This is a genomic window from Methanosarcina subterranea, from assembly GCF_055385895.1.
In genome coordinates this window covers 4,772,366-4,788,338 of record NZ_AP042426.1, presented here as the reverse complement: position 1 = coordinate 4,788,338, position 15,973 = coordinate 4,772,366, and the positions used below count along the sequence as shown (strand labels likewise).

The window sequence follows — 15,973 nt, the reverse complement described above, 5'->3', positions numbered from 1 at the left end:
AAATTTCTATGTCGGCTTCAAGAAAACACGGGAGAAATCTTGCAGCCTGACAGATATTACTTAAGGGGAGTTATAGTTCATAACAGAGATAGGCATCCGGTTTTGGGCAAAAGGCTGAGACAGGGTTTTGCTGCCCCGGCAGGAATCAGCCTAATGTCTGTGTATAGTCATGTCTGTGTAACAGCCGTGTATTTACTATAGTCTGGTGGTGGTAGATGTGGATTCTCTTCAGAAATCTACGCTGATAGATCTGCTTTTGAGGTCGGATAAAAGAAGAAAAATTCTGCTTTTTCTCAAGGACGGATCAAAAAATATTGAGGAAATTACGGAGCTTCTGGGCTCTTCCTGTACCGCAGTCCTTCCTCAAATAAAAAGATTAACGGAAAAGGGGCTGATCGAGCAGGAAAATAAAAATTACGAACTTTCTACGATTGGATTGATTATCACTGAAAAAATGGCTCCCCTGATAGGGGCTTTCGAGGTTTTTGAAGATAATCTTGATTACTGGGCACACAAAGATCTTACAGGAATCCCTTCTTTTTTACGTTTGAAACTTGGGAAGTTGTCTCAATATAAGGTGATTGAACCCCAGCTTAACAGGATGTTTGAGCCGCCTGAAGAATTCGTAAATAACCTTAAACAATCAACAGAAGTTATGTATTTTTCTTCGTTTTTCCAGCCTTCTTGTTCAGGGTTTGATCAGAATTTTTTGAAGAAAAAAACGGATTCTACCTTTATTTTTACAAAAAATCTTTTTGAAAGGGTTTTCAGTCCTCATCTTGAGGAAACCGAAGATTTACTGCTGCCGAAAAACTCGAACCTCTATATATATTACAATACTTCGTCCGTAGTTTCACTTACTGTGACTGAGAGGTTTATGGCATTATTGCTCCTCAATAAAAAAGGAAAACTTGACCGAAATCTTCTGATAAGTTCCGAAAGTGAGGCGATAGAGTGGGGTAAAGAACTTTTTATGTACTACAGGGGACTTTCCAGAAAGGTCTCAAGAGAGAAAAATAATTTCCCGATCTCTGGAAATAACTCTGATATGGAAATAACTCAGATATGGAAAACACTCTGATCTGTGAAAAATCTCCTATTTGAGAAATCAGGGAGATTCAGGATTAAAAAAGCATTTCAATCCTGAAAACCTAATGAAAAATATAATTATTTGGAAGCTTTTGAAGATTCCGGCAATTTCAGATTACTTCAGTAGCTTCAGAGTATTTCAGCAACTTTGGAATATTTCAGCAATTTCGAAATACTTCAGCAACTTCAGGATATTATTTTATCCAGCTGGTTTGTCCGGGCTGCCTCTTTTATTTCCTGAGCTATTCTTCTTCCGGTAGAGAGATCTTCCTGAATCAAGTCCGCATAAGGGGAACCTGAAATGTAAAGGTTTGTCCCTGCAACGATTCTGGCTGAAATCTCAAACACCTTGATCTCAAGCTCATCCGTGAAGACGGTTTCAAGGCAGAAAGCCCCTATCATCCCGCCGAAAAGGCCAAGGGATTCTTCAACCACTCTTTCTCCAAGGGAGAAGATCAGAGGCAGGAGGGACTCCCTTGCAACGAGAGGCACGTTTCCTGTAACCACGTATGTCGGACGGATACCTGCTTCTACAAGTTCTTTGGGAGAGCCAAGCCTGAAGATTTCATCGGCATTGGATTCTACCCTGCGGTCCATGCTGAGAAGCTCAAGACTGCCTTCGCTTAAAGTATAGCCTTCATCCCGGATCGGGGAGTAAAAGTAGTGCAGGTAGTAACGGGTCCCGGTAATGAATTCCTGGATTGTGTACTTCTGGGTACGGTCTACGAGCTCGTCGAATTCTTCATAGGTCTTTGCAACGAAGAAACCTTTGCCTCCTTTTGCACCGTTGTACTTGACCATTACAGGCCCGTTGATATCGTGAGGGTCATCTATTTTTCCGGGCATGTGGATGCCTGCTCCAAGCAGCCATTCCCGTTCTTTATCCCGGTCCGACTCCCATTCCAGTACAGCCCGGTTCCCGAAGGTAGGCACAGCTATCTTTGCAAAATTCTCCGTACCCAGGTAAGCAACAAACGAACCATGTGCGATAATGATCACATTTTTCTTTCTGAGTTCCTCAGCCTTATTCATTATGTCCGCATAGCTTTCAACAATAAGGTACTCGTCAGGTTTTGCTTTGGGAAATGCTTCGTAGAACTTGGGTGGTTTGCCAACACAGATCCCCAGAGTTTTGAAGCCTTCTTTTCGCGCCCCGTCAAAGATTTGAAGGCTTGAGTGAGAACAGACTGTTGCAATAGTAATGTTTTCTAAATCGTAATTTTTCAGAAATTCAAGAACCTGCTGTTTTGTTATCATGATTGCTACCAGCGGAAAATTTAGATTAGAATATACAATGTTGTATTTAAGGTTAAGGGCAGGATTCTATATATAAATATAGTAGTGGATCTATAATAACCCGTAAAAAATAAAACTTTATATTAAGATCGGTCCAAAGTACAGTATAGAGTATAATTAAAAATTACTTATAAGAAGGTTTTTAACTCAGGAAATACGCATGAACGGGCTTGAAGATAGAGACGGTTTATCTGAAACCGGCGAGCCTCCCCAGGGACCTGTACTCGGGGAGCAGGACAACAGGGTACTTGTTCTCCCTGTGAACGGAGACTCCAGAAAACTCACTCAGATCCTTTCCAATGAAACATCATTGAAGATCCTCGAACTTCTCGGAAAAAAAAGCATGTCTGCAACAAATATTGCAGAGGAGCTGAATCTCCCCCTCACCACGGTCAAATATAACCTTGATTCTCTGGTTGAATCCGACCTGATTAAGGTAAAACAGATAAAATGGAGCCAGAAAGGACGACAGATCAAGATTTATGAATCAATGGAAAAATTAATTGTGCTTGTCCCCTCCAGGAGCTCAATGGATAAGCTTTCCATTATAAGTCTGCTGCAGAAATACATCGGAGTTATAGGAGCAGCCGTCTTTGCAGCTGCAGGCATAGAGTACCTCTCAGCCTATCTGAGGGCAAAAAGTATCATTGATGCTACTGCTCCTTTGCGGATGGGGGTTAAGGGGCCGGTAAATGAGACTTATCCCGAAGCAACAATTATGGAGAATGTTAGAGATGAGAGCCTGAGCCCGAAGGCAGAGAGCCCGGATTCTACTTTTGACCAGTCAGTTCCAGAAGAGGAAGTGATGAATGTAAGCACTGATACATTTGCAGGAGAGCAGGCAATGGATGGCGCAGGCGCAGAAAACCTTTCTTCGGGAGTGGAAACTACTCTGGAGGCAGAGAGTGCTGAAGTTTCCATTCCTGAAGAACTGGATTCTGGTCAGGGACTACCCCCAGTCCCTCCCGAAGGGCTTACACATTTCGGAGGGGTACACGGGCTTTATGACTCACTTTCTCTTCACCCAGGTGTCTGGTTCCTTTTCGGGTGTACTTTTGTAATATTTTTAATGATTGTAAGAGAAGTCTATTATAAGAAAAAGACCAAGTAATCAGGGATTGTATGAGAGTCGCTTTAAAACTTGCATACATAGGCACCGAGTTTCATGGGTCCCAGATTCAGCCGAATATCGAGACCGTGGAGAAAGAACTCTTCAAAGCTCTTCGGAACCTCAGGCTTATCGAAAGCCCCAAATCTGCTAACTATACATGTGCGGGCAGGACTGATGCCGGGGTTCATGCCCTCGGACAGGTCGTCGCTTTTGATACGGATAAACCCAATCTGGCAATTCCCAGAGTTATCAACTCCGAACTTCCTCCAACCGTGTGGGCATGGGCTCATTCGGAAGTTCCCTTTGATTTCGATGCCAGGAGGAGTGCGGTTTCCAGACACTACCGTTACGTGATGAGCGGTGAAGGTTACGACATTTCGAAGATCAGGGAAGCTTCAAAATTGCTGCTCGGAACCCATGATTTTGAAAATTTCTCCAGGTCAAACGGAGAAAAAAGTACGGTCCGTACTCTGGAGAGAATCAATGCCCGTGTAGATGGTGAACTTACAAAGATTGACGTCGTCGGCAACAGTTTTCTCTGGAACATGGTACGAAAAATAGTGACCGCTCTTTCAATGATCGGAAAAGGTGTGCGTGATAATGACTGGCTGCTCCAGATGCTGAATCCCGACATTTATGAAGAAGGAATTGAGCCGGCTCCTGCCTATGGGTTAACCCTTATGGGAGTAAACTACGGAGAAAATATAGAATGGATCGAAGACAATTACTCAATCAGGCGGGCAGGTGAGCACAACCATAAACGTATTCTCAGGCACAGGGTCATGGCTGAAGTGCTTGGGGAATTGATTTCCCGTGAGTGAAAAGTTCCTTTAAAGGTGATTTCTCACCTTTCTATCTTTACTCTCCTTTTTTAATCATTTCTACCTTACTCTATTCTTTTCGCCCTTAGTTTTCATTATTTCCATTTTTTGCCTTTGCCAGGTTTTTTCCTTTTACCGCTTTTTACTCTTTCATTTCTCCGGAATACAGATCCTTATCTTTCTGGAAAATAGTTATTATTCGTGTAAGGCTCCTGTGCACTCTCTGGACATAGATCTCAAGAACCTTAAGTCCAGCCTTCTCCCCGTACTCGAATGCCGTCTTATCCGAGACAACCACCGCAATACCTCCGGGTTTCAGGACACGCTGGATTTCTATAAGAGCGCCGGAATATAGCTCTTCTAAGGACCCGGCAAGTATTGCTGCCGACCTGCCGTAGGGTGGATCAGTGACAACTGCGTCGACTGTGGAATCTTTTAACGGAATCCTGCAGGCATCCCCCTCCATCAGTATGTAGTCCAGTTTATAGGCTTCAAGGTTCATGTGAGCCCCGAGGACAAGTTTTTCCTGGGCATCAACCCCTATGACCCTTGCACCTACAAGCCCGGCTTCTACAAGTATTCCCGCAGTACCGCAGAAAGGGTCAAGGAAAAGCTCTCCCGGCTTTATCCCGGATAAATTTGTAAGGGCTCGGGCAACTCTTGGCATAAGTACGCCAGGGTGAAAAAAAGGCTTGTTCTGGGGAGTCCTGGCTTCATATGCGCTCCTGTCAACTGAGGACAGGAGAGTCCCGAGTACGGCTTTTTCACTCAGGATAAGCCGAAATTCCACATCAGGGCTCTTCAGGTTTGCCCTGAAGCCTTTCTTGTAAATACACCCTCCAATCTTCTGTTCCAGGTACTCGCACGGAAAGTCAACGTGATGTTTGATCCTCTTTGCCCTAACAACAAAGCTTTCCCTTTCTTTTATATATCTTGCAGGTTCGAAGGTCTCAGCAAGCTCCAGAATGGCATCAGGATTGTTTTCGGCAATCCCGACAACTTTCAGTACATGGTGAGTCATTGCCAGCCTTTCGGTCACAGTGCCTGTCAGGGTTTTTTCAACATCCTCTTCTTTGCCTGCTATGTCCACTATAAGGCACTGGTCAACCCTTATATGGGGCCGGAAATCAAGCCCTTCTATTTTGAGGCAGGCAGTGACTTCGGCAGCTGGCAGTTCTTCGTGTTCTCCAGAGAGTTCAAAAGCGTATAGCATTGATGATCAGAAATAAGTTGGTTTATATCGTTCGAAATAATCTTCAGGCAGTTTGAAATAGCTTGACTCGATTGAAAATGCTTGAAGCGATTCAAAATAATTTCTTGCGGGTTAGGGAATAAAATACAAAATATCATGAATTTAAAGTTGTGTTAAAACTGTGTTTCATTTAGGTCTGTGTTTAATTTCGTTTTTAATCTCGTTTTTAATCTCGTTTTTAATTTCGTTTTTAATCTCGTTTTTAATCTCGTTTTTAATTTCGTTTTTAATTCGTGTTTAATTTCGTTTTTAATTCGTGTTTAAACCTGCGGGCTATTTGCGGATTCTTTGAGGAATGTTGAGATCAAAAACAGTATATGTAAGAAAAAGTTGCCTGAACAGTGGCAGCCTTTGAGATATTAATCGTAATATATCAGGTATAGGGTCCCATATTCAGGATTCCAATATGTAAAACCTCTATCAGTGAAGCGGGTTATATTCTTCAAAACATTTTTTCCAGGGCTTCCCTACCAGTCATCCCTATCTCAATTCCAAGCTCTCTGGCAAATTTTGTTACCTCAACAACAGTGGCTTTGAGCATATCTTCGAAACTCTGTACACCTTTCACTTTTGCTGCCACATCTCCGAGTGTTTCCGCAGCACTGACATTCAGGTAGCCGCACATCAGAAAACCCTTTTCTGCCCTTATGGTCATCAGAGGATACTTCTGCATTTCAAATCGGAGGCCAAGTACGCATCCGTTTTTAAGTGGAATCTGTTCGATGAGCATGTTTTTCTGAATAAGCTTCAAGCAAGATTAACTTTTGGGCTCAGTTCAGGCTGCGGTCAGGCTCCGGTTAATTTCTTTGAAGATATTTTTGAAAAACCCTGAGGAGTAACTGGCTCCAGTTTTTTCTCCAGCAGCCAGAGTTTTGTTTTCTCCGGTTCCGTTCTCGTTTTCCGCACTTTTATTCTCCTTGCTCTGATCCTTATTCATTTCCATGTTCAGCAGTTCGGCTTTAAAGCTTTCATTTTCCGAAAGCCATAAAGTAATGTTTTTTTCAGGACCGAAATTTCCTTTCAGTAATGTACGGTTATTTTCAAATCCAAGGCTTTTGTTTTCAAGCCCTTCGGTTAATTCTGCATTAAGGCCTTGCGGGAGAGTAATTGTAACACTTGAGTTCGGAGTGCCCATTAGCCTTATGTCTGTTCCGGGACCTGCTTCTTCTTTGAAACTGTAGCTTACACTGGCAAGGTTTGTAATTGACGGGCTCTTTTCAGTTCTTCCAAGAGCTTCTTTTGAGATCCAGAACTCTACTTCCCTTAATTCAACAGTATCTGAAGTCGCGTTGAGCCTTACATCAGGTTCTTCTTTTATGGCTTTCTCCATTCTGTCCTTTAAAAGAACCTCCATTTTCAGAATTTCCCAGGCATTAACAAAATTGTCGTTATTACCTGTTTCTTTGTCTATTAGATTTCTGAAAAAAATAGCTTCGTTATCTGTAATTTTTTCGTCGTAATTCCATGTAATTTCACTTCTTTCCAGTGTAATGTTATTGTCAGGAATAAAGGCTGCAGAACAGGGTTCTGCCAGGAGGGCAGGAGTAAGGAGAGTTGCCAGTAAAAGACTGGCTAAGGGGAGGTGATACAGTTTCAAAGGTGTCAACTCTTTTTTATTCATCCTTTATCTTATTCGTTTTTCTGTTTTTCTTTTTGAGAACTTATTTTGTTGTGACCTCACATCCGTCCCGGGTTATTATTACTGTATGTTCTGCCTGAGACACAAGCCCTCCGGCACTCTCGATAAGTACGGGGTAAGAATGGAAGATTCCGGCTTTTTCCAGCTGGATTAACGAAAATTCGAGCTTGTCTGAATCGAGCCAGCGCTTTGCAAAGGGGAGTTCCCTGTACTCTTCTGCCTGCTTCAGGACGTTTCTGACTGCTGGCATGCGGACAGGCTTTTTCTTTATAATACTGAATATCTCTGACCAGCTTCCGTCATGTACAAGCCCTGTCCCGTTAGTTGCAAAGGGTTCTATTGCAAGCACATCTCCTTCTTTCAGAGCAACCCCGCCTTCTACCCGTTTATTGGGTACTGAAGGGTCATCGTGAGCTTCGTACTGAGAAAGCCCATGACCTGAGAGGTTCATAATAGGGCTTAAACCGTAGCTGCGGATACTCTCTTCTATTGCAGCCCCAACCTCTCCTGTGCTGACCCCGGGCTTCATAAGGTCAATAGCTGCTGCAAGGGCTTCTTCAGAAGCTTTTACGAGATCGGAATTACCTGAAAGGTCCACAGTTACTGCCGAGTCTGCTATGTACCCGTCAACATGGACTCCGATATCCAGCTTCACTATATCTTTTGCAAAGACATCTTTATCCCCTGCTTTCGGAGTTGCATGGGCAGCTTCCTGGTTTCTTGAGATATTACAGGGGAATGCAGGCCTGCCTCCAAGTTCTATAGTTTTCTTTTCAACAAATTCTGCAACTTCAAGCAGGCTGTTCCCGATTCTGACCATATCTGCGGCTTCGGTCCTGACAATCTTCAGTATCCTGCCTGCTTCTCTGTACTTTTCAAGGACATCTTCTTTATTGTATACATTATCTGTCATGTTAACCCCACCTGGATAATCAGTGATAGACGTATCCTGACTATACTTATTTGTAAGCCTTATTATAGCTATATTTCGCCAGCAACCCTAGTTATGAGTTTCTATCCATAAATCCCGGGTATATTATCTTTTCTACCCTTTTACTGCCTATTCTACTGTAGTTTCGGGCATTTAAGGTTGAATAATGATTATAATCTGTTGCTTAATTTATAAAAAAGGTTTTAATACAAATTTCTTTTCCAATCGTGTAAGGTTCTCGCATCCCTTTTCGGTAACCAGTACCATATCTTCGAGTCGGATTCCTCCGATTCCCGGATAATATAATCCTGGCTCGATAGTTATCACGTTGCCCGCTTCAAGAAGTGCACCGTTTTCTCCTACCCCGGGGAGCTCGTGGATATCAAGCCCTACACCGTGCCCTGTGGAGTGTGTGAACCCGGCTTTTGACCCGCTTCTGTAAGTATGATAACCCCGTGCTTCAAACAGGTTGCAAACTGCGTTATGTATTTCAGATGCCGGTACACCGGGCTTAACCATGCCGAGCGCCTTTTCCTGGGCTGCAAATACGGTTTCATACATCGTTCTCAGTTTTTCCGAAGCCTCACCCTTTAACACGGTGCGCGTCATGTCCGCAAAATAGCGCTTCTTTTTGCTCTTCGGGAAGATGTCAAGAATAATCGGGGCATTTGCCCTGAGAGGGCCGTCAGTAGTCCCATGCGGATTTGCAGTATCCTCTCCGCAGGAAACAATAGTTTCTTCGGCTTCGCACCCGAAATCGAGTAGAGTATGATCAATGACTGAGTTTACTTTAGCCCCTGTAAGTGCCTGTCCTTCAAAATAGAGAACGCCTTCTTTTTCTTCTGCTCCTGCTATCAGGGCAATCGCTGCCTCCATAGCCTTTTCTCCTGCTATCTGGGCATACTTTATGGCTTCAATCTCTTCCTGCCTCTTCAAGCTTCTCATTTTCCTGAAAGGGCTTTTTACAGGCACTACAGTAAAACCTGCTCCTATAAGATAGCTTGAATAAAAGACCGGAAAATCGTAGGGAACTGCAACCTTTTTCACCTTCTCTTCGAGGAGCAGTTCGGATATGCAGGCTGCATAGGCAATAGATGGATCCTTTTTCTCCTTAATTTTCTCACGATAGTCAAATTCCTGGATTGTCTTTATAGTCAAAACCCTTGACTCAATTTCAGCCCTTCCGCGCTCCATCTCCGAAATAAAAAGGACTTCTTTCCCGGCTCCTGTTTGCAGGTACACAAAATCATCCGATGCCAGGAAGCGGGTTACATAGTAAATATCGGCATTATGAATATTCCCTGTCATCAGGTAAGCATCTGTCCTTGCTTCTTCCAGGGCTTTTTTTATGCTGAAGTCTGGCTCTTTCATGCAAGATAATTCTGGCGCTGGTAGATAAAGTTATTATCGTCAGCTTGCAGGCAGGCCTGTATATGGTTGCTGAATGTGGAACACAGGTCTAAACTGATTTTCTAGTCTAAGTGTCATATCAGTGTCATATAAGCGTCATCTGCTTCGCTTTTTTCCGAATTGGCTTTCTTATTTCTCTTTTATCTTCCCCTCTTCTCTACCTCATTTTCTATCTCTTTCATCTCATACCCAAGAATAAGAAGTTCCTCGAGCATTGTGAAATAATGATCAAGGGAAACTGTCATCTCGCTCGAAAACCTGAGAATACATATGTATTTTCTTCTTCCCCGCTCTTTTACCCACACTCTACCTTCAGAATTTTCATTTTTCTGGTCAGCGAAAATTTCTGCAGCGCAGCCCAGAATCATTCGAATGCTTGATGTCAGATCCTTCCGGATTTTTTCCTTTTTAAACTCAATGTAGTCACGTGAAACATCTGCATGTAGCAACTCGCTTCTGTGTATCCAGTAATCATCCCGGTTGAGGTGCTCTTCGACAATCCCCTGTATGCGGAAGGGTAAGTCCTCAAGGCGCGGCAGTCCACTCAACCTGTCTTTGCCAGTTTCTTCAGTTCCAGAGTAACCTTCACTTTTCAGAGGAGGTGCGTTTATGTTCATTTCCCTTTGAACCCACTCAAGAGAGAAATTTTTTGCAGCTTCGATAAAAATACGGGTTTCTTTTTCCATTTTTTCTCTGGTACTCTTCATCTTCTGGCAGAGACTGCTGACTCTGCTGGCTTTCTCCTCGGAATAATCCAGAGTATGGGATTCAATCCCCATTTTTGTAGCCTCCTGCTTTAGTTTATTCCTTTATCTTTCTCATTTTACATGCTTTTATGGGTCACATGTTTTTTACGGGAAAGGTTTCCGGGGCTTCGAGATTGTGGTTGTGACATTGGGAATATGGATGTTAAAAAAGCCCAGAGAAGTCATGAGGGAACTTCAGGAAGGCAGAGCAGAAGGGCAAAGCCGAAGGACAAAGCAGGGGACTTCAGAAAAGTAGAGAGAAGAATAGAAAATCGGGCTTCAGGAATTTCAGGACTGAGGATTGATTAATCTAAAGGTAGTCTAAAGAAAAAGTATAATTTATAAAAAGCAGGCACGTATGCCATGTTTAAAACAAATTTTGTAAAGTTATCAAATTGAAAAAAAAGAAGCGCCCGGACCGGGATTCGAACCCGAGTCGGAGCCTCGACAGGGCTCCATGATAGGCCTCTACACTATCCGGACACTTCGGTCTTTTTAGTTGCTGTTTTGCCCGCGCTGCGAGCAAACCTTAAATGTCTCTCTGATATATAAATGTTCCCGTTGACTGATTCCGATTCTGGCGAATGTTTCAGGTCCCGCCTCCCAGACTCGAACCGGGGACATCGCGGTGCCTGCGCAGAGATGTACGGGAGGATACCCGCACGAGCCGAACTACAGCCGCGCACTCTACCACTGAGTTAAGGCGGGACAATGATACTGATCCAGTGCTGCACAAGGCTACACTGCTTCAGTGCACCATCTCCATATATGGTGATGGTATTTATCTTTTTCGCTGGATAGGAAGGATAATAACTGACATTTATAACCTTTTCCATATTTATCAAAAATACTTTTGTATATTACAGAGAACATATAGCATAATTACAGTAAGAAAATAAATGGATCTCGGAATATACAACAAATATCAAAATTCAAAACAACAGATATCACATACAGAAGGGGTAGGGAATATGGTCGCCCAAATTTTTACAAACGCCAATAGTTTCGATACGGTCAGTATTAATCTTGGAGATACCTTTGTGATAAAACTCAGGGATCAACCCGGAGAGCACCTGTACAGTAAAGAAGAATCTGTTGCCGAAACCGTATGGAAGATGGAGGCTGAGGAGGGTCTCAGACTGCTCAGGGAACAGTTTATTCCGGATATCCCGGATACAAAGACAGTTCCGGGAGTTCATGAATGGGAATACGAGGCTGTAAAACCAGGCACCTGGGAGGTTGAAGGCAGTTATAGTATTATCCGTTTTGGAGGAGAGGAGAAGTTCAAACTAACTGTCAAGGTTATCTAAAAAATCTCCTTGAATTAAACTATTTTTATTACAACGGGAGTGCGGAAGGTCACGAATACCCTGAATTTAAAGTCGGGGTGAAGTGAACCCTCGCCTCTTTTCGTTTTCGATTTAAACATCTAAATCATAGCCTCTTTGTATAAAGATAGGGAATTGGATAGGAAAGCGAAATTGAAGTTTCAATCACTTATGTCAAGGAAATCTTGTTAAAGAATACTTAACTATCTATACCTAAGTAACCGGGCGGGCGGCCAGAATCATACCTCATTCTTTAGAGGCTGTCCAACAATTACTGTCAGTAATAACTGATCTCCTTCTTTTGAGCATTTTAAGGCTTTAGATGCCTCAATTTTACATATTTTTGCCCTGAAATTGAATTATCGGACAGCCTGTTTAGGGTGGGGTGGCCGCCCGCAATTTGATTTTTCTGAAGCTTTCAGAGAGAACTAAGCTCCCTGAGATAATGAAAAATCTGCCTCAAATAGCTGAAAATATAACCTTGCCAGCTGAGAATAATTAAAATACCTGAGTTCGGCAAACCTGAATAGTTCAAAAATTCCTTTCTAAACGGCAAATCCCGTTTAAAAACCCCATTTAGATCTTAGGCTTTCAATGACTAACTGTTAAGACAGATACGTAAAAAAGATGTGAAAAGAAACCCGAAGGTTCCCCTCGATGTTTTCTGGACTCAGATACTTCGGTTTTATCAGAAGGTGTTCAGTTCTCCCCTGATAACCATTTCCGTGATTTTTGTCACATTGGAGAGCCAGTCATCAATTACAACTTCGGTTTCCGATTTTACATTTGCAAAGGAGGTGCCTTCTTTTGGAATGATCTGAGCGCTTGCCACAAGCGGCTGGTCGATGGGCTTTCCTATCTGGGAGAGCAGCCTGATATAGACGTCCTGTACGTCAGGAACCTGCTTTACGATATCCCGGGCCATCTGTGTCGAGAGGAGGTTGTAGATTTTTCCGATATGGTTAATCGGGTTCTTTCCACTGGTTGCCTCCATACTCATGGGCCTGTTAGGTGTGATCAACCCATTGCAGCGATTTCCGCGCCCCACCGAACCGTCATCTCCCATTTCAGCTGAGGTTCCGGTGACTGTAAGGAAGATGCAGCTTGTTTTCAGGTTATCTCCTGTGTTAATCTGGACCTTCACGTCCCGCTCAGTATAGCGAGTTGCAAGCTCTTCTACATAGTTCTTCATTTCTTCGGTCATGCTTATGTAACTGTCCAGGTCGTCAATGTACCTCCCGATCATGCCGCTGCATATAGTGAGGGTGATGTCTTCCCCATCCCTTAGCCCCATAACCTTCATATCTTCTCCTATTGCAGGCATGCGGGACTTCAGGTCAGTAAGGAGTTGCCTCTCTGTATTGTATACGATGTTTTCAAGTTCCGAAAATGGGGCATGTCCAACTCCGAAAGAAGTATCATTTGCAACCGGTACTCTGTCTCTCTTGAAGACGTCTCTGAGATCTGAAGATCCTGTTCCGAGTTTGCAGTCCATGATCACGTCTCTTTCGAGGTCCATATTCACCAGAGTATTTCTCAGGTATTTCCGTGCAGCCTGGAGGGCTACGGACTCAGTGGCGAGTTCAGTGCCTTCGAACTCCTTAGTAGCTCTGCCTACCAGGAGCATGTATATGGGCTGCAGTACCTCTCCTCCTCCGAATTTCGGGCTGGATCTTCCGGCTACTATCTGGGTTTCATCAGTGTTGTGGTGGAGTACGGTTCCACATTTGTTTATGTATTCCCTGCATAGCGCTCGGCTTACGGCTTCGGCAAGTCCGTCCGATATGCTGTCAGGGTGCCCTATTCCTTTGCGTTCTACAAGCTCTATCCGCTGCTTTTCAATGGGGGTTTGCAAGAGCTCTTCCACTTTTATATTTCGGGCCATTTGGATCCTCTTTTTTCAAAATTATTGATAATTTTATTGCTAGATCAGAATTATTGGTACTTCACTATGGGATCAGAATTATTGTTACTTTTATTGCTAGATGTTAATATTACCGCTTTATTAATCTTTAGTCTGTTGTCGTAATCAGTTTACTTTCTTATCACTAATTCCCAAATTAATTACTTACGCTATTACAACATCTATAATATTATTTATATGACTCGATAGTCTGTTTCTATTAAATTACTACGGATATATAATGATTCCCATGTCTTCATTACTGCAGGTAATATTTTTTAATAAGGCTGTCTTTAGGCTTTAGCACCAAAAAACCAGTCCTTTCCTTTTATATAAAAATTGACCGTAATCTGAACAGAATCAGCCTTAACAACAGGTTTGAGGAAAAAAGGTTCACAAAGAGCCTTACCGTGAAGTCTATATTATACAAGAGTATTCTGGATAAATGTTTTATACGGAATGAGCATACCCGGGGTAAGCTTCCCGGCAGATCACTTAAATCACTTACAAACCACATATTAGAAGTCACTTAAATTACTTATTAGAGATCAGTTAGATCACTTATTAGAGGACAGAGCAGATGATTCGAATTGCAATACCCAATAAAGGGCGCCTTCACGAACCCACAATGTCTCTTTTTAAAGATGCAGGGCTTCCCATTAGCGGAGGAGCCGAGAGCCGAATACTTTTTGCAAAAACTACAGACCCTGATATTCATATCCTCTTTGCCAGGGCTGCTGATATACCTGAGTATGTACAGGACGGAGCTGCAGACGTAGGTATTACAGGCATGGACCTGATTAAGGAAAGAGGGGCAAGTGTTGAGTCTCTTCTGGACCTTAAATTCGGGAAAGCGAGCCTTGTTCTCGCTGTTCCTGAGGACTCTGTTTTCCAGAAAGCCCAGGACCTTGAAGGCAAAAAGGTGGCAACCGAGTTTCCAGAGATCACGCGCCAGTACTTCCAGGGCCTTGGAGTTAACGTTGAAGTTATAAAGGTCAGCGGGGCCTGCGAGATGACCCCTCATGTAGGAATTGCGGACGCCATTGTAGATATTTCAAGCTCCGGGACAACTCTCCTGATAAACCACCTGAAACCTATCGACACAGTCTTTTCTTCCACTGTCCATCTGATTGCTAATAAAAAAAGCCTCATGGAAAAGGACAAAATCCTGGACATAAAAACTGCACTCGAAAGTGTGCTTAATGCAAAGAAAAAGCGCTATTTGATGATGAATGTCCCCGAAGCCTCCCTTCAAGCAGTAAAAGAAGTCCTTCCAGGAATGTCAGGCCCAACAGTCATGAAGGTTGAATCCAGCAAATTGTCTGAAGAATCATTCGTTGCTGTCCATTCCGTTGTGGACGCTGACCTTATTTTTACCATCGTAAACAAGCTCAGGAAAGTCGGGGCTAGGGATGTACTGGTCGTTCCTATCGAAAGGATCATGCCCTGAGAGGGAAAAGATCTGGGATTCGTATTAGTAAGAAATTAGTAAGAAATTAGTAAGAAATTAGTAAAGAAATTAGTAAAAAAATTAGTAAAGAAATAGTAAGGAATTGTAAAGAAATAGCAAGAAATTAGTAATGAATTAGTAATGGCGTAAAATATATAGGAAACAGAAGATGTTTTTCTTGCATATATGCCGGAGATGTGGCTTTCTATGGTTTTTGAAGTGATTCCTGCAGTGGATATGAGAGGAGGAAAGTGCGTTCAGCTGGTGCAGGGTGTGCCTGGCAGTGAGATCGTATCCCTGGATGATCCTCTTGCAGTTGCCCTTGATTGGGTAGGTAAAGGGGCAAAGACCCTCCATCTGGTAGACCTTGACGGGGCAATTGATGGGGAACGCAAAAACGCCCCGATTATTGAAAAAATAGTCCGGACCTGCAGGGAGAAAGGTGTAAGTATCCAGGTTGGAGGAGGGATCCGGAGCTTTGAAGATGCAGCCTCCCTTCTTGAGCTTGGGGTCTCAAGGGTAATTCTCGGAACCGCTGCCCTCCAGAACCCCGAACTTGTAAAACAGCTTGCCAATGCCTTTGGAAGCTCATATGTAAACGTTGCACTGGATGCAAAGAACGGGAAAATCTCAATCAAAGGCTGGACTGAGGCATGTTCGCAAACTCCTGTTGAAATGGGCAAGAAGTTTGAAGAGCTTGGAGCAGGGAGCCTTCTTTTTACGAATATCGATTCCGAAGGCCTGATGCAGGGAGTAAACCCCATTCCAACAAGGGAACTTGTGGAATCTGTCAGCATTCCTGTAATCGCATCCGGAGGGGTAAGCTCCCTGGAAGACCTTCAGGTCCTGAAGAAGACCGGAGCTGCGGGCGTTGTGGTAGGCAGTGCTCTTTATACAGGCAGGTTTACCCTTGAAGAGGCGATCGAGGCTGCCCTCGGGGACTGATTAAGGCTTCCTGTTTTTACATCAGGCTGCCTGTTTTCACTCCCGAACAGGC

Annotated in this window: 16 protein-coding genes and 2 tRNA genes; 7 read left to right on the top strand and 11 right to left on the bottom strand. The window is 43.4% G+C overall.

Annotation, left to right across the window (positions count from 1 at the left end; genetic code table 11):
* Nucleotides 1–217 precede the first annotated feature (217 nt).
* Nucleotides 218–1,081, top strand: coding sequence for a helix-turn-helix transcriptional regulator (locus ACZ5A8_RS20845; RefSeq protein WP_464531303.1), 864 nt, complete (start codon nt 218–220; stop codon nt 1,079–1,081).
* Between the two features lie 194 nt (nt 1,082–1,275).
* Here ACZ5A8_RS20845 and ACZ5A8_RS20840 read toward each other — a convergent pair whose 3' ends face one another.
* A complete protein-coding gene (locus ACZ5A8_RS20840) occupies nt 1,276–2,346 on the bottom strand; it encodes a formate--phosphoribosylaminoimidazolecarboxamide ligase (protein ID WP_464531302.1) in 1,071 nt (356 codons plus the stop codon).
* A 199-nt stretch (nt 2,347–2,545) separates the two neighbouring features.
* Here ACZ5A8_RS20840 and ACZ5A8_RS20835 point away from each other — a divergent pair, with 199 nt between their 5' ends.
* A complete protein-coding gene (locus ACZ5A8_RS20835; protein WP_464531301.1) occupies nt 2,546–3,496 on the top strand; it encodes an ArsR/SmtB family transcription factor in 951 nt (316 codons plus the stop codon).
* Between the two features lie 11 nt (nt 3,497–3,507).
* A complete protein-coding gene (gene truA, locus ACZ5A8_RS20830) occupies nt 3,508–4,317 on the top strand; it encodes a tRNA pseudouridine(38-40) synthase TruA (protein WP_464531299.1) in 810 nt (269 codons plus the stop codon).
* A gap of 142 nt (nt 4,318–4,459) precedes the next feature.
* Here the strand turns inward: truA and ACZ5A8_RS20825 are convergent, their stop codons facing one another.
* The 6 genes from ACZ5A8_RS20825 to ACZ5A8_RS20800 all read right to left on the bottom strand — a co-directional run bounded on the left by ACZ5A8_RS20825 (nt 4,460) and on the right by ACZ5A8_RS20800 (nt 10,328).
* Nucleotides 4,460–5,530: a methyltransferase domain-containing protein gene (locus tag ACZ5A8_RS20825; protein ID WP_464531298.1), complete on the bottom strand. Its 1,071-nt coding sequence runs from the start codon at nt 5,528–5,530 to the stop codon at nt 4,460–4,462.
* Between the two features lie 481 nt (nt 5,531–6,011).
* Nucleotides 6,012–6,299 (bottom strand): YunC family protein, encoded by a 288-nt coding sequence (locus ACZ5A8_RS20820; RefSeq protein ID WP_464531297.1) that lies wholly within the window; start codon nt 6,297–6,299, stop codon nt 6,012–6,014.
* A gap of 45 nt (nt 6,300–6,344) precedes the next feature.
* Nucleotides 6,345–7,190: a hypothetical protein gene (locus ACZ5A8_RS20815; protein ID WP_464531295.1), complete on the bottom strand. Its 846-nt coding sequence runs from the start codon at nt 7,188–7,190 to the stop codon at nt 6,345–6,347.
* 40 nt (nt 7,191–7,230) lie between these two features.
* Nucleotides 7,231–8,121, bottom strand: coding sequence for a type II methionyl aminopeptidase (map, locus tag ACZ5A8_RS20810; protein WP_464531294.1), 891 nt, complete (start codon nt 8,119–8,121; stop codon nt 7,231–7,233).
* A gap of 207 nt (nt 8,122–8,328) precedes the next feature.
* The gene (locus ACZ5A8_RS20805; protein WP_464531293.1) at nt 8,329–9,510 is read right to left on the bottom strand and encodes a M24 family metallopeptidase; all 1,182 of its coding nucleotides are present in this window, start codon (nt 9,508–9,510) and stop codon (nt 8,329–8,331) included.
* A 179-nt stretch (nt 9,511–9,689) separates the two neighbouring features.
* Nucleotides 9,690–10,328: a hypothetical protein gene (locus ACZ5A8_RS20800; protein WP_464531292.1), complete on the bottom strand. Its 639-nt coding sequence runs from the start codon at nt 10,326–10,328 to the stop codon at nt 9,690–9,692.
* 123 nt (nt 10,329–10,451) lie between these two features.
* Between ACZ5A8_RS20800 and ACZ5A8_RS20795 the strand changes: the two genes are divergently transcribed.
* The gene (locus ACZ5A8_RS20795) at nt 10,452–10,604 is read left to right on the top strand and encodes a hypothetical protein (protein WP_464531290.1); all 153 of its coding nucleotides are present in this window, start codon (nt 10,452–10,454) and stop codon (nt 10,602–10,604) included.
* 101 nt (nt 10,605–10,705) lie between these two features.
* Here ACZ5A8_RS20795 and ACZ5A8_RS20790 read toward each other — a convergent pair.
* The 3 genes from ACZ5A8_RS20790 to ACZ5A8_RS20780 all read right to left on the bottom strand — a co-directional run bounded on the left by ACZ5A8_RS20790 (nt 10,706) and on the right by ACZ5A8_RS20780 (nt 11,131).
* Nucleotides 10,706–10,778, bottom strand: a tRNA-Asp gene (locus ACZ5A8_RS20790).
* A gap of 111 nt (nt 10,779–10,889) precedes the next feature.
* Nucleotides 10,890–11,003, bottom strand: a tRNA-Tyr gene (locus ACZ5A8_RS20785).
* Entirely contained in the window at nt 10,994–11,131 is a 138-nt protein-coding gene (locus ACZ5A8_RS20780; RefSeq protein ID WP_464531289.1) for a hypothetical protein, read from the bottom strand. Before ACZ5A8_RS20780 ends, ACZ5A8_RS20785 begins: the two co-directional genes overlap by 10 nt.
* A gap of 135 nt (nt 11,132–11,266) precedes the next feature.
* On the opposite strand from ACZ5A8_RS20780, the gene ACZ5A8_RS20775 reads away from it, so the two are divergent.
* Complete coding sequence (locus tag ACZ5A8_RS20775) at nt 11,267–11,605, top strand: protease inhibitor I42 family protein (RefSeq protein ID WP_229389492.1); 339 nt, start codon at nt 11,267–11,269, stop codon at nt 11,603–11,605.
* 706 nt (nt 11,606–12,311) lie between these two features.
* On the opposite strand, the gene ACZ5A8_RS20770 is transcribed toward ACZ5A8_RS20775, so the two are convergent.
* On the bottom strand, nt 12,312–13,508 hold the full coding sequence (locus ACZ5A8_RS20770) for a methionine adenosyltransferase (RefSeq protein ID WP_464531288.1): 1,197 nt from the start codon (nt 13,506–13,508) through the stop codon (nt 12,312–12,314).
* Between the two features lie 598 nt (nt 13,509–14,106).
* Between ACZ5A8_RS20770 and hisG the strand changes: the two genes are divergently transcribed.
* Both hisG and hisA read left to right on the top strand, forming a co-directional pair.
* Complete coding sequence (gene hisG / locus ACZ5A8_RS20765; protein WP_464531286.1) at nt 14,107–14,976, top strand: ATP phosphoribosyltransferase; 870 nt, start codon at nt 14,107–14,109, stop codon at nt 14,974–14,976.
* A gap of 207 nt (nt 14,977–15,183) precedes the next feature.
* Nucleotides 15,184–15,921, top strand: a complete 738-nt coding sequence (gene hisA / locus ACZ5A8_RS20760; protein ID WP_464531285.1) for a 1-(5-phosphoribosyl)-5-[(5-phosphoribosylamino)methylideneamino]imidazole-4-carboxamide isomerase — start codon at nt 15,184–15,186, stop codon at nt 15,919–15,921.
* The last annotated feature ends 52 nt before the right edge of the window (nt 15,922–15,973 follow it).

Excerpts from the sequence above, each read along its gene's own strand:
- ACZ5A8_RS20840 (WP_464531302.1), bottom strand. The coding sequence starts at position 2,346 with ATGATAACAAAACAGCAGGTTCTTGAATTTCTGAAAAATTACGATTTA.
- ACZ5A8_RS20835 (WP_464531301.1), top strand. The coding sequence starts at position 2,546 with ATGAACGGGCTTGAAGATAGAGACGGTTTATCTGAAACCGGCGAGCCT.
- truA (WP_464531299.1), top strand. The coding sequence starts at position 3,508 with ATGAGAGTCGCTTTAAAACTTGCATACATAGGCACCGAGTTTCATGGG.
- ACZ5A8_RS20825 (WP_464531298.1), bottom strand. The coding sequence starts at position 5,530 with ATGCTATACGCTTTTGAACTCTCTGGAGAACACGAAGAACTGCCAGCT.
- ACZ5A8_RS20820 (WP_464531297.1), bottom strand. The coding sequence starts at position 6,299 with ATGCTCATCGAACAGATTCCACTTAAAAACGGATGCGTACTTGGCCTC.
- ACZ5A8_RS20815 (WP_464531295.1), bottom strand. The coding sequence starts at position 7,190 with ATGAATAAAAAAGAGTTGACACCTTTGAAACTGTATCACCTCCCCTTA.
- map (WP_464531294.1), bottom strand. The coding sequence starts at position 8,121 with ATGACAGATAATGTATACAATAAAGAAGATGTCCTTGAAAAGTACAGA.
- ACZ5A8_RS20805 (WP_464531293.1), bottom strand. The coding sequence starts at position 9,510 with ATGAAAGAGCCAGACTTCAGCATAAAAAAAGCCCTGGAAGAAGCAAGG.
- ACZ5A8_RS20800 (WP_464531292.1), bottom strand. The coding sequence starts at position 10,328 with ATGGGGATTGAATCCCATACTCTGGATTATTCCGAGGAGAAAGCCAGC.
- ACZ5A8_RS20795 (WP_464531290.1), top strand. The coding sequence starts at position 10,452 with ATGGATGTTAAAAAAGCCCAGAGAAGTCATGAGGGAACTTCAGGAAGG.
- ACZ5A8_RS20780 (WP_464531289.1), bottom strand. The coding sequence starts at position 11,131 with ATGGAAAAGGTTATAAATGTCAGTTATTATCCTTCCTATCCAGCGAAA.
- ACZ5A8_RS20775 (WP_229389492.1), top strand. The coding sequence starts at position 11,267 with ATGGTCGCCCAAATTTTTACAAACGCCAATAGTTTCGATACGGTCAGT.
- ACZ5A8_RS20770 (WP_464531288.1), bottom strand. The coding sequence starts at position 13,508 with ATGGCCCGAAATATAAAAGTGGAAGAGCTCTTGCAAACCCCCATTGAA.
- hisG (WP_464531286.1), top strand. The coding sequence starts at position 14,107 with ATGATTCGAATTGCAATACCCAATAAAGGGCGCCTTCACGAACCCACA.
- hisA (WP_464531285.1), top strand. The coding sequence starts at position 15,184 with ATGGTTTTTGAAGTGATTCCTGCAGTGGATATGAGAGGAGGAAAGTGC.